General features: G+C 41.6%; 14 protein-coding genes. 4 read left to right on the forward strand and 10 right to left on the reverse strand.

The genetic code is table 11. The annotated features are described in order from the left end of the window. Positions 1-17: 17 nt before the first annotated feature. The 6 genes from spoIIIAB to ACFX4I_RS06860 all read right to left on the reverse strand — a co-directional run bounded on the left by spoIIIAB (position 18) and on the right by ACFX4I_RS06860 (position 4,323). Complete coding sequence (gene spoIIIAB / locus ACFX4I_RS06835) at positions 18-533, reverse strand: stage III sporulation protein SpoIIIAB (protein WP_230302563.1); 516 nt, start codon at positions 531-533, stop codon at positions 18-20. Beyond that, positions 526-1,458, reverse strand: coding sequence for a stage III sporulation protein AA (gene spoIIIAA / locus ACFX4I_RS06840; RefSeq protein ID WP_377419774.1), 933 nt, complete (start codon positions 1,456-1,458; stop codon positions 526-528). The genes spoIIIAB and spoIIIAA overlap by 8 nt, the downstream gene beginning before the upstream one ends. 165 nt (positions 1,459-1,623) lie before the next feature. Continuing rightward, a complete protein-coding gene (gene efp / locus ACFX4I_RS06845; protein ID WP_034308328.1) occupies positions 1,624-2,181 on the reverse strand; it encodes an elongation factor P in 558 nt (185 codons plus the stop codon). Positions 2,182-2,207: 26 nt separating this feature from the next. Beyond that, positions 2,208-3,269: a M24 family metallopeptidase gene (locus ACFX4I_RS06850; RefSeq protein ID WP_230302561.1), complete on the reverse strand. Its 1,062-nt coding sequence runs from the start codon at positions 3,267-3,269 to the stop codon at positions 2,208-2,210. Next, positions 3,270-3,716, reverse strand: coding sequence for a type II 3-dehydroquinate dehydratase (aroQ, locus tag ACFX4I_RS06855; RefSeq protein ID WP_076365401.1), 447 nt, complete (start codon positions 3,714-3,716; stop codon positions 3,270-3,272). Between the two features lie 94 nt (positions 3,717-3,810). Then, the gene (locus ACFX4I_RS06860) at positions 3,811-4,323 is read right to left on the reverse strand and encodes a YqhR family membrane protein (protein ID WP_230302560.1); all 513 of its coding nucleotides are present in this window, start codon (positions 4,321-4,323) and stop codon (positions 3,811-3,813) included. 334 nt (positions 4,324-4,657) lie between these two features. Between ACFX4I_RS06860 and ACFX4I_RS06865 the strand changes: the two genes are divergently transcribed. Beyond that, a complete protein-coding gene (locus tag ACFX4I_RS06865) occupies positions 4,658-5,611 on the forward strand; it encodes a DUF1385 domain-containing protein (RefSeq protein WP_230302559.1) in 954 nt (317 codons plus the stop codon). Between the two features lie 138 nt (positions 5,612-5,749). Beyond that, a complete protein-coding gene (locus ACFX4I_RS06870) occupies positions 5,750-6,124 on the forward strand; it encodes an SA1362 family protein (RefSeq protein ID WP_081395494.1) in 375 nt (124 codons plus the stop codon). 22 nt (positions 6,125-6,146) lie between these two features. Here the strand turns inward: ACFX4I_RS06870 and ACFX4I_RS06875 are convergent, their stop codons facing one another. Beyond that, a complete protein-coding gene (locus ACFX4I_RS06875) occupies positions 6,147-7,028 on the reverse strand; it encodes a patatin-like phospholipase family protein (RefSeq protein ID WP_230302558.1) in 882 nt (293 codons plus the stop codon). An 85-nt stretch (positions 7,029-7,113) separates the two neighbouring features. Beyond that, positions 7,114-8,139, reverse strand: a complete 1,026-nt coding sequence (gene splB, locus ACFX4I_RS06880; protein WP_283931911.1) for a spore photoproduct lyase — start codon at positions 8,137-8,139, stop codon at positions 7,114-7,116. Positions 8,140-8,276: 137 nt separating this feature from the next. Here splB and ACFX4I_RS06885 point away from each other — a divergent pair, with 137 nt between their 5' ends. Then, on the forward strand, positions 8,277-8,462 hold the full coding sequence (locus tag ACFX4I_RS06885) for a hypothetical protein (protein WP_230302556.1): 186 nt from the start codon (positions 8,277-8,279) through the stop codon (positions 8,460-8,462). A 137-nt stretch (positions 8,463-8,599) separates the two neighbouring features. On the opposite strand, the gene ACFX4I_RS06890 is transcribed toward ACFX4I_RS06885, so the two are convergent. Continuing rightward, entirely contained in the window at positions 8,600-11,170 is a 2,571-nt protein-coding gene (locus ACFX4I_RS06890; protein ID WP_230302555.1) for a vitamin B12-dependent ribonucleotide reductase, read from the reverse strand. A gap of 392 nt (positions 11,171-11,562) precedes the next feature. Further along, positions 11,563-12,399, reverse strand: coding sequence for a lipoate--protein ligase family protein (locus ACFX4I_RS06895; RefSeq protein WP_230302554.1), 837 nt, complete (start codon positions 12,397-12,399; stop codon positions 11,563-11,565). Positions 12,400-12,602: 203 nt separating this feature from the next. Between ACFX4I_RS06895 and ACFX4I_RS06900 the strand changes: the two genes are divergently transcribed. Next, entirely contained in the window at positions 12,603-12,986 is a 384-nt protein-coding gene (locus ACFX4I_RS06900) for a rhodanese-like domain-containing protein (RefSeq protein WP_076365383.1), read from the forward strand. Positions 12,987-13,000 lie beyond the last annotated feature (14 nt).

Here is a 13,000-nt window from a genome sequence, read left to right on the forward strand (position 1 = left end):
ATTCCCCCCACATATTCCTACATCAGCAAGATGATCAATAATAGCCCTGTTAAAAAACCAAGACTTTTCATCATTTTTTCATATTTTCCCTGGCGGTCGAGTGCATCGCTCTCTTCCCGTTCCAAGTGTGCCATCGTTAGCATGATTTGCTTTTGCTGATGATATTTATCGCTTTTTCCAAGCGTCTCCCCAAACTGTGAAAGAATCTCGAATTCCCCCTGTTGTAAAGCAAGGGATTGCCATATTTTCTTCAAACTATCATCCCATGCTTCTTTGACGGTGGTCTCACCTGACTCGAGTCGATTTGCAAATGTATCGAAAAAGGTGGATAAAGGTTTGGCCATCTGTTTAGAAAGTTTCCTTGCCGCTTCTTTCAAAGGTGTATGACCATACATGATTTCAGCTTCAAGCGATTGCATGGCGACTTTCAGCTGTCTCAATTGACGAGGCCTCATACTTAATTTTTTCGCAGCTTCGAAACCTGCCCATGTCGTTGCAATAATAATTATCGCTGCTCCTATTATCTTAAACATGCGGGTTCACACCTTCTCCCAAGAAAATGGGAACCCCCGCTGCATCAAGGACTTTGTAGCTCCTCTTACCGGATTTATTTCTCTGTAATTCTATAAAACGTTCAAAGATGTTTTGCTTTAATATTTCGGCGATAATAGGTCGCTTCTTAATCTCATCCAGTGTATGGCCATGTGTGGTTATCATGAGTTTAATACCTGCATTCACCGCTTCCAGCACAGCCTGTGTATCCGCTGCGCGACCTATTTCATCCACGATCAATACATCCGGGGACATCGAACGGATCATCATCATCATCCCTTCCGCTTTAGGACATCCATCGAGCACATCAACCCTTGTTCCAAATTCGAGCTGCGGCACTCCATGAACACATCCGGCAATTTCCGAGCGCTCGTCCACTATCCCCACCTTTTGAGGAGCAATGCCGCGTTTTTCATTACCACTGGATATCATTCTTGCAATATCACGTAATATGGTCGTTTTTCCCGTTTGCGGAGCACCGATCAACATAGTATGCTGCCATTCCCCGTCATATAAATATGAAGTGAGTGGTTCGGCTGCACCTATTTTTTCACGTGCAACCCGAATATTGAATGAGGATATATCCCTGATCGCTTTGACCGACCCATTTTCAAGGATCACCTTCCCAGCAAGCCCCACCCGATGTCCGCCTGCTATGGTTATATAACCTCGCTTTAATTCTTCCTCAAGTGTATATAACGAAAATTGACCTATTTGATTCAATAATTGATCTGCATCCAGATGGGTCACTTCATAGGAAAAGAAGTATGGTTCCCCTCCTACAATGACCTCAAGCGGCCTTCCAACCCGAATTCGCAGCTCTTCCATCTTATCGATCATCATCGGTGTCATACCCCGGAGTTGCTCGTTTAATTTTTTCGGTAAAAAAGAAAGAATCGTTTCCATTTTGACAATCCTCCTGTATACACCACTTTCAATAAAATATATGCCGACAAGCCCATAATGATGACAGCTATTAAAGAAACAGACCTATTATTGATTTTTTATATCTCCCAGATCAAAAAAAAAACAAAAAAAAAGACCGAGAAATTAATCTCGGCCTCCTTTCATTTATGCACGTGATACGTAAGAACCTTCATTAGTGTTGATCAATAATTTGTCACCTTGGTTGATGAAGAATGGAACTTGAACCGAAAGGCCCGTCTCAAGTACGGCTGATTTCGTGCCGCCTGAAGATGTATCTCCTTTAATTCCCGGCTCAGTCTCCGCCACTTCAAGTTCCACTGTGTTTGGAAGCTCGACCCCAAGTGTTTCCGCTTGGAAAGTCATGATATGTACTTCCATATTTTCCTTAAGGAATTTAAGTTCACGTTCAATGCTTGAAGCAGGCAGTTCGATTTGGTCATACGTTTCGTTATCCATGAATACATGGCTATCTCCACTTGCATAAAGGTACTGCATCTTGCGGTTTTCGATATGTGCTTTAGCGACTTTTTCACCAGCACGGAATGTTTTCTCTTGGATTGAACCCGTACGAAGGTTACGAAGTTTAGAACGTACAAAAGCTGCACCTTTACCAGGTTTAACATGTTGGAACTCGATAACCTGCCAAATTCCATTATCTACTTCAATTGTAACACCCGTGCGAAAATCGTTTACAGAAATCATAAATTTGTCCTCCTACATGTACATGTTTACAGAATGATTAACTCTTTGGTTGAATGAGTAAGTGCTTCGTTACCTTCAATTGTAACGATTGTATCATCTTCAATCCGTACTCCGCCTACACCCGGTAAGTAAATGCCCGGTTCAACGGTTACAGCCATACCTGGTTCTAAAATGATATCAGACCTAAAGGATAATGCTGGACCTTCATGAACTTCAAGACCGATTCCATGTCCGGTCGAATGACCAAAATACTGCCCATATCCCTTTTCTTCAATTAGATTACGAGTTAGTGCATCCGCTTCCCTGCCAGTCATACCAGGTTTGATTCCAGCCATTCCTCGCAGTTGAGCTTCCAAAACAATGTCATAAATATTAATAAGTTCTTCACTTGGCTTGCCAACTGCTAATGTCCGAGTGATGTCAGACACATACCCGTTATAGTATGCCCCGTAATCCAATGTGACAAAATCGCCTTTTTCGATGATTTTATCCGTAGCCACTCCATGCGGAAGTGCGGACCTTATGCCGGATGCTACAATGATATCGAAGGAAGAAGAAGTTGCCCCTTGTTTCCTCATAAAGAATTCAAGTTCATTGGATACATCCAGTTCCGAGATCCCTGGACGCAGGAAATCCAGCATATGTGTAAACGCAGCATCAGCAATAGCAGCCGCTTCCTTTAATATCTTAATCTCTGATGAAGTCTTTATCAAGCGTAAATTCTCAATAACACCCGACACCGGCAAAAGTTGACCATCAATGGCCGCTTCGTATGCCTTATATGTAGCATAAGATAGGTGCTCTTGCTCAAAGCCCAGCTTGCCGATATTCATCGCTTTAGCCTGCTTGCCTACTTCTTCGATGATGGTTCCTTTGTGTTGAACGATCTCATAATCCGGTGCCTGCTTGCCCGCTTGTTCCACGTATCGGAAATCAGTGATGAATTTAGCTTCTTTTTGGGAAATAAGGACAACGCCTGCACTTCCCGTAAAGTTGGTCATGAATCGGCGGTTATATGTACTGGTGATCAAAAAACCATCAATGCCCACCTTTTCCATTGAGGCCCTTAAGCGCATTAGTTTATTCATTTAATTTCTCCCCTTTGCAATCTTTGTGATCGCCTGCAACGCCAATTCATATCCGTGTATCCCCAATCCGACAATCTGTCCCGCCGATACCGCCGCGGTCACTGATTCATGCCGAAAGCTTTCACGGGCATGTATGTTCGAAATATGCACTTCCACCACTGGAACATCAATTCCGGCTATTGCATCACGAATCGCATAGCTATAATGAGTAAAAGCTCCAGGATTAATGATAATCCCGTCGATCCCATGATCCTCTGACCAATGGAGCTTGTCGATAATCGCTCCTTCATGGTTAGTTTGAAAAGAGGTTAGTTCCACATTTAACCCTTGAGCTTGCTGCATTAATTGCGCTTCCACATCCGCAAGCGTCGAGGATCCATAATGCGCAGGTTCCCGCTTCCCCAAGCGATTTAAATTCGGACCATTGATTAGTAAAATTTTTGTCATCATCAAACACCTGCTCATGTTAAAAGAATGCTTTCCATGAACATTCTATCATAATTACAAATTGTCTTACTACTTTTTTAAAACCAAGAAGCAATCAGCTTTCCGATTGCTTCTCGGCTTTGTTTTTTTGACGTATATATTCCTGATGATCGTATGATATAGAAAACCCTATAAAAAGACCGTATATAATAAAAATGCAGACACTTGTTATAACCGTATTTGCTGACATTTTAGAAAAGGTTGGCAAATCGACGAACATCGGTTTTAGGACAAAAACCAGCAAAGCCCAGCAAACCACTCCGAAAAATACACCCGAAAAAATGCTCTTCATCCTTTTAAAAAGACTAGAGTATATAAAAGCGATCCCCACGGATAGAATTCCGAATAAAATTATGGTCATTACCGTACCGAGCCAATGATCGATCCAGGTCATGTTGGACCATGAAGTTAGTATGAATTTCGGGCTAAAATCCATAAAATTAACATAATGGGCTAAGATTCCGATAAAACTGGCTAAAGCCCCCCCAACAAAACCGACAGCAAGTACATTGTAGATTAACATGCTTTGATATTCCTGTTGAATTTGTCCATTTTCATTAGAAGACATATCAATCACCTCCGCTACGTAGTATGCCCTTTGTTAATTAGAACTATTTTTTTTTATTCTTAGGAAGGAGAATCACTAGAGGTTTTGTGATTTATTCTGTATGATTAAATCATAAATAATCTACTTTTTTCAGAGGAAAATACCCATCCTCTGTTGAAGTTTATAATGTACACAGGATACTACCTTCCTGTGATTCAACATTCATAAAGTAATCGCAGGGTTAGAGCTTCCATTCATTTTTATTGGAACGCCTTTAAACCCTTGTGATGCTTGATAATAAACATGTTAGCACCCTTGAGAGAGCTACGTGAATAACTATTAGGTTGGTGTAGAAATGTCTGAGGTTCAAAAACCCGTTTATGGAGGGCAGGCTGTAGTGGAAGGCGTCATGTTCGGCGGCAAACATCACACAGTCACTGCGGTACGCCGCAAAGATTCAACGATCGCTTATTATCATTTACCGCGTGAATCGAAACCTGCTGTAAAGCTTATGAAAAAAATACCGTTTCTACGGGGGATCGTATCATTGATCCAATCCAGTGCTACCGGCTCGAAACATCTGAACTTTTCCACAGAACAGTATGAAGAAGAAGACGGGGAAAAACAGGTCGAAACGAAACAAGAAACCAAAGAACCCTCCAAATTAAGTCTTTGGCTAGGTGTTGCCGTGATCGGTGTGATCTCCTTCCTATTTGGGAAATTGCTTTTCACCTTGATTCCTGTCTTCCTCGCAAAATTGACAGAACCCATTTTCAGTGGCCATACGGCTCAGGTATTAGTGGAAAGCTTGTTCAAGCTGATCTTACTGCTCGTATATATTTATGTAGTTTCCTTGACGCCATTAATCAAGCGAGTCTTTCAATATCACGGAGCTGAGCATAAGGTGATCAATTGCTTCGAAAACGGAAAAGAATTGACTGTGGCAAATGTGCAGGCAAGTTCCCGCCTTCATTATCGCTGCGGCAGCAGTTTTATTTTATTTACTGTCATTGTAGGCATGTTCGTCTATCTTCTCGTACCAACGGATCCGTTATGGGTTCGTGTCGTCAATCGCATTTTGCTTATCCCCGTCGTGCTTGGCATAGCCTTCGAGGTACTGCAGTTGACCAACAAAGTAAGAGATATTCCCATTCTGCGTTACCTTGGCTATCCCGGCCTTTGGCTTCAGTTATTGACAACCAAAGCCCCTACCGATGATCAAGTCGAAGTCGCATTGGCATCCTTCCAAGAACTGTTAAGGATGGAAAAAGAGACAGAAAAAAGTTTAGAATCCGATGTAATTGTGTAAAACTTCTATACACATTTTGATTATGGAAAATCATATACTAACTAAGGGAATGCTCTTCACTTTTTTTCAAATATTTTACATTAACAATGTTTAAAAAAAGCTAAAAATGCTTATGATGCTCTTAAGGAGGTGTCTTTGTTGAAACGTTTCATATCTTTCATGATATACGGAATCATCGCCCTCGGAGTCCTCGGACTAATGAGCCGACTATTTAATGACCCGATTGGCTTTTTTAGGAACATTCTCATAATAGCCATTGTCGCAGGGATTATTTATATGATTTATACCGGATTAACAAAGGGAAAACCAGTTAAGAAAGAGCAGCAAGCATTCCGAAAGGCTGCCCGCCAATCGAAAAAAAGGCTAAAAAACCGAACTTCGAAAAAAGATAATGTGGCTAGCTTCTCTGCAGCAAAATCATCAAAGAAAATAAAATGGAGAAAGAAAACGGATAGTCACTTAACCGTCATCGAAGGGAAAAAGAATAAAAAGAAAAATCGGGCTTCTTTTTAAGAGCCCGATTTTTTATTTATCATCAATAAGTCCAATTTTTAAGGAATTCTTTCGTGCACTGCCTTCCCCGATTCATCAATTCACCCTTTTTTTCATCATTCAGGTTGAAATCCATTGCAGAAATTCCCTTCATCGGGATAAATACAATATTATGGACGTGTTTCTTGGAAATATACCGTGCATCATGGGCATCTTTCATCGTTTTGAATAGTGCGGAGAACAATTCAACCGCATTATCCACCTCATGCGGTTTCCATATCTCATCGACACTTAGCCGCAAGCCGATGACCGGCCTTTCCTTTCTTACATGATCTGAATTGAATAGCCACATTGGAAAATTGCTTAACACACCTCCATCAACAAAAAGGAACTTGCTTTTTCCGACATCAAGTTTGACTGGCTCAAAGAAATAAGGAATGCTACAGCTCATTCTTACTGCCTTTGCCACTGGAAAAGTGCTCGGATCAATTCCATAGTTCGGTAAATCATCAGGCAGTACCACCAATTTCCCATTTGTAATGTCAGAGCTTATGATACGGAGAGATTTCGGTCGAACATCCTTAAAAGTGAATACATTCCTTACGGCAAGTTTACTGGCGACCCAGGCTTCCAAAGCGTCGCCTTTATAAAGGCCAAGTTTCCAGTATACAAGGAGCCATTTGGCAAGCGGGATAGGCAAAAGACCACGCCTTTTATCCAGCAGTCCGCTTAAATCTATATCAAGAAAAAGCTTTTCCATTTCTTTTCCTGTGTACCCAGCTGCTACGAAAGCTGCAATTATGGAGCCTGCACTTGTACCGGCTGTCCGATGGAATACAAATCCCCGTTCCTCTAATTCCTGCAGGGCTCCCACTAAACCATAGCCTTTAATCCCGCCTCCGGAAAAAACGCCGTCAATAATCATAGCTGCCCTCCCCTAATCCGGTCTTTACATTTCTAAGCAGGATTGGAGCGATTTATGACAGTTTTAAATAGATATTTACCTTGATTCAGGTAAAATACTGAATTTCCGCTTTCGGGAAGAATTCCGCTATATACCCACGTATGGTCGTTTCCAGTTCTGCGGCTTCTTCGTTTTGATAAACATATTTACCGATTCCATATCGGCCCCATTTATATTTACGCTTCGTTTCGTCCAGTTCCAATTTTGTTTTCGGGTAGTTTTTTTGAATCACTTTTTTTGCCGGACCAGTAAACCGATGCTGGATTAATTCGAAAGTCAAGTCAGGGATATCCACCCCTTTTAACGACTCACTCAACCGTTCGAATAATTCATGGTAGCCCTCCTTCCATGATTCATGACGATATATGGGTGCTACGATAAAACCCAGGGGATATCCGGCACCTGCCACTTTACGTGCCGCTTCCATCCTTTCTTCGAAGCTCGAAGTTCCGGGCTCGAAATTCTTTATCACATAACGTGAATTTATACTGAAGCGAAATCTCGTTTTTCCATTATGTTCAGCATCCAACAGATGATCGACATGATGAAATTTAGTTACGAACCTAAGAACCCCATATTCACTTTTGCCAAAATATTCTATAGCCCTTTTTAACGAATGTGTCAAATGGTCAATTCCGACGATATCCGATGTACAGGCTGCCTCAAAACGGGTAATTTCAGGCTTTCTCTCATTTATATATTTTTCGGCTGCCTCGAAAATCTCGTCAAGATTCACATATGTCCTAATATATGGCTTTGATCCGAGTGTCGTCTGTAAATAACAATAGTGACAATGCCCCATACAGCCTGTAGCAAGAGGGATGGCATATTCAGCAGATGGCTTCGAAGAATCGAATTTCAATGTTTTCCTGATTCCTACAACAAGGGTCGATTTGGCGACACGATATTTTTGCAAATCATTTTCTCCAGGAAGATCCCTAATTTGGTTATGCGATGTGGTCTCACGGATTTCAATGTTCAAATCTTCGAATTTCTTTTTCAATTCACGGCCGAGCGGGTATTCCAGTGCCCTGGGCTCGATATATACTAACTGTGGCATAAATGGTTTCATTTCGTTCTCCATTCTTTTATCGATTTGTTCATACTTTCAATCGAACTACACAATCTAATTCATAAGGATAGTTTTTCTTTATTCTGTTATCCTCATGATTGTTTTTACTTGGAAACTCAAAATGAAGGAGATGCGATATGGTTAATAAACGAAACTTCTTGACAAATGGAATGGGGAAACAAACGATTACCGTGCAAACAGATAATAAATATCCAAATCCAAGGAATATACCTGGAGACTCGGTCGATGAATTTTCGGTATTGAAGGACGGAAACCAATATCTAGCCGAAAAGGAAATAAGGCAGCAAAATGAAAATGGTTGATTGAACGCAAAAAGAAGACCGAATTTACGATGATTCGGTCTTCTATGTAACTGAACTGACTGTTACTACCTCACATATATGAAAAAAAGCCGTTAAGATAGCTTCGCAGCATACTTAACGACTTCCCTTCCATCAGCTTATAGCCCGCATTTTAATTGGGCTCCGCAATTCGTGCAAGTATTGCATCCGCCCATTTCCTGGACTTCACCTTTACGGCAGACCGGGCAAGTGTTACCCACTTCCGATCCAATTGTAACATTCGTCGAACGCAGTTCATTTATCGTATCGACCAATACAACTTTTTTCTTAACTTCCACATCTGTCAATTCATCCATTTCAAGCTGCTCGTCCATTTGGTTTTCTTCCGCTTTGAGCGTAAGGACCTGACTGTCACGGCTGCCATCCACATATACAGTACCGCCTTTTGCTCCGCCTTTGTATAGACGTTCATATACTTTTTCAACTTGTTCGACAGTATATCCTTTTGGAGCATTTACTGTCTTACTGATCGAGCTGTCAATCCAGCGTTGAATGATGCATTGAACATCAGCATGTGCTTCTGGAGCTAATTCCATCGCGGAAATGAACCATTTTGGAAGCTCTTCTGTATCGGCTTCTGGATGACGATCCAAGTATTCCTGTACAATGTCAGCCTTCACTTCAATGAATTTACCCAGACGGCCGCTGCGGAAATACGTGAAGGAGAAATATGGTTCAAGACCCGTTGATACCCCAACCATCGTTCCTGTGCTTCCTGTAGGAGCCACTGTCAATAAATGAGAGTTACGGATACCATGTTCAGCAACACTTTCCCTGATATCTTCCGGCATTTTTTCCATAAATCCGGTTTGTGTGAAACGTGTTCTAAGTTCATTGGTTTCTTTGTCCGTTGACCCGGTCAGGAACGGGAAACTGCCTTTTTCTTTAGCGAGTTCCACGGAAGCCCTGTAAGCTGTAGTCGCAATCGTTTCAAACACCTTGTCAACCAGGATATTTCCTTCTTCAGAGCCATATTCCGTTTCACAGTAGATCAACAGGTCATGCAGACCCATTACACCAAGTCCAACCCGGCGCTCGCCCAGTGCCTGTTTTTTGTTTTCATCCAAGAAATAAGGAGTTGCGTCAATGACGTTGTCCTGCATACGCACACCGACTTCGACGGTTTGCTTAAGTTTCTCGAAATTAACCGTTCTGCTATCTTTATCAGCCATTTCAGCCAGATTGACTGCCGCAAGGTTACATACTGAATATGGGGCCAATGGCTGTTCGCCACAAGGGTTCGTGGCAACGACCTGCTGACCGTATGCTTTGGCATTCGTCATTTCATTAGCATTATCGATAAAGAAAATACCTGGTTCAGCAGAATATGTCGCACAAATGTTTATTAAGTTCCAAAGCTCTTTAGCTCGGATTTTACGGTAAACACGTACTTTGTGACCCATTTTCTCCCATTCACGAACATCACCGACATTATGCCATTCTTCATTGTAAATGGCCATTTCTTCGGCATTATAGCTCTCTACATCAGGAAAACGCAATTCGTATTCCGTATCTTGTTCCGCCGCTTCCATAAATTCCTTAGTCAGGCAAATAGAGATGTTGGCTCCAGTCAGAAAATCCGAATTATGGACACTGTACGTTCCACCTGTACGGATCTTTTCTTCTGCATCCCTAATGATTTTCTCGCTGAAACCACCTTGGCCAGGAATCTCCTTATAATTGATGATCCCTTGATACATAGCCGTTTCCTGTTCCGTGTGCGGCGTGAATTTCAATTTATCCGTCGCATATTTCTTGATGGCTTCATCTTTAGTGTTTTCCACTAGGTAACGCAGAATCCTTGGATTTTGCATTTTGGAAATGATGAACTCTGCAATATCAGGATGCCAATCAGCAAGCATGATCATTTGCGCGCCGCGTCTGCTACCGCCCTGTTCAACAAGATGCGTCAATTTCGCAATATCGTCAAGCCATGACACTGAACCCGAGGATTTTCCATTTACGCCTTTTGCCAGAGTGTTTCTTGGACGCAGTGTCGATCCGTTCGTACCCACTCCGCCGCCGCGGCTCATGATTTCCATCACTTGTTTCCTATGTTCTGAAATCCCTTCACGTGAATCCGGTACGAATGGCATTACATAGCAGTTGAAATAAGTAACGTCCGTATTGGAACCCGCACCGTATAATACTCGCCCTGCCGGAACAAAATTAAGGTTCTTTAATTCTTCATAGAATTTATTGAACCATTCCGTTCTTTTTTCTTCCGTGGTTTCCACTGATGCCAAGCCCGTTGCATTACGTTTCGCAATTTGTTCATAGTATATTTCAAGCGGCTTTTCGATTATATCCAACGGACGGTTTACAATTCCCGTCTCCACTTCTTCCGGATTATCCAAAACGCCACGGAATTCGTCATCCACCAATACCTTGGCTTTTTTGGTTTCCCAATCAATTTCAACGATGTAACCGAGACCCCTTGCCGGGAATTTCGGATCTTCCTTAATCGTCAACACGACGAAATCGCCTGCCGAGAGTGTGATTTTTTCAGTATCCTTAAAAGAATAGCGGTCAAGCATGACTAGACGGGACACTCCCTTATGCGCCATTTTCATATCAGCAGTTACAGGGTGAACCTGGGGAAATAAAGAAATATCCTTATTCAACCTTTCTAGATCAACCTTTAAAGCTTCTTTTATTACAACCGACATAATTCCCTCTCCTTTATATGTTTCAAGATCCGTTCTTGCTGCCGCAAAAATCCTTATGTAGCCTTACATGTCCGTTTCGCTTAACAAGTACCCTAAATTTATCATAGCGAAACTCAAAAATCAATATATAGTGTCGTATTAAATATTTCAACTACTATATATTGTGTTTGTTTTGAATAACTTTTAATTTTGTCAAACGTAAAATCAATTAATATAGTTAGCAAAAGGGAGGAAAATGTCGATTTACAATAATTTTTCATCAGATTTCAATTAATTTGGACCTTGCTTTTTCCCCATCCCTTTTAGGGCTTATCCCTGAAAGGGAAAGCTTATTTGGTCAAAAAAATCTGAAAAAACTTTTTTATTTAATCACTCCAATTATCCCACTTCGTCTATCTCATGAAATTCCATTCATCGCTTTCATATTTGCTTTCCGCAATGGCCTTCACTTCCTGCAATTGCTTTTCGGTGAGGACGTATGGCTCTAAATCGATCGAAAGTCCTTCGGCAAAACCTTTTTCAAAAGCTTCTTTCGCTTCGGGGATGGTAACCTTTCTTCCAGCAACGTCATTTATGGCCACTGCTTTATTTTTTAAGCTTTTTTGCATTCTCTCTTTAACCCTGTCATTTGAGAATTTAAATACGCTAAAGAGCTTTTCATCATCAAGTTCAAGCAAAATGGCCCCGTGTTGAAGGATGACGCCTTTTTGCCTGGTTTGAGCGCTGCCAGCGACCTTCCTGCCCTCAACGACCAGTTCATACCAGCTTGGAGCATCAAAGCAGACGGAAGACTTGGGCGCTTTTAAAGCCGCTTTTTCCTGCTCGGTTCGAGGCACGGCAAAATAAGCATCCAATCCAAGATTCCTGAACCCCATTAATATCCCTTCAGAAATGACACGATATGCTTCAGTAACGGTAGTTGGCATTCCTGGATAGGATTCTGGAACGATTACGCTATAAGTCAATTCATGCTCGTGCAGTACCGCTCGTCCTCCTGTTGGTCTGCGAACAAAACCAAGGCCCTGCCTTTTGACCTCTTCCATATCAATTTCCGCTTCTGCCTTTTGAAAATAACCAATCGACAATGTCGCTGGATCCCAGCCGTAAAAGCGTATGATTGGCGGAATTTCCCCTTTGCTTTGCCAGTTTAACAGTGCTTCGTCCAGCGCCATATTAAAAGCCGGTGAACAATACCCCGAATCTATAAAACCCCATTTTTCTTTAGTCATCCTTACCCCTCGTTTCAATAAACTGTTTTTCAATACCCCACAAAAAACTCACATGTAGTAGTTTAACAGACTTTAACACTGTAAAAAAGAAAGTGCTATCAAGTCGATGAAGAATTTGATGAAAATTCTTTTTGATTATTGGGTAAAGCAATTATATAATAAAGATTGTCTGTATTCGTTAAGGTAGAAGGGAGTTTTTATGTTTGGAAATATTATATACACTGCTCATCATCTTAGGAGTGGTTATTGCGTATTCACTTTTTAATTGGTACCGCCAGCGTAAAATCGTTAAAACATTAACACAGGACGAATTTATCGCTAACTACAGAAAAGTGCAGCTAATCGATGTGCGGGAACCGAATGATTTCGATAATGGTCATATCTTAGGCGCAAGAAACATCCCTATGACTCAAATGAAAACCCGCTTGGTCGAAATTAGGCCGGACAAGCCTGTATATTTGTACGCTCAAAGCGAAATCATCAGCGGAAGAGCTGCAGCCATGCTATACAAAAAGGGCTACAGGGAACTTTTTCACTTAAAGGGCGGTTTCAAGATGTGGACCGGGAAAATCAAAGCAAAGAAATAAGACCCCATCTCCGC

Source organism: Peribacillus sp. YIM B13472, from assembly GCF_042788005.1.
Lineage (GTDB): Bacteria > Bacillota > Bacilli > Bacillales > DSM-1321 > Peribacillus > Peribacillus simplex_E.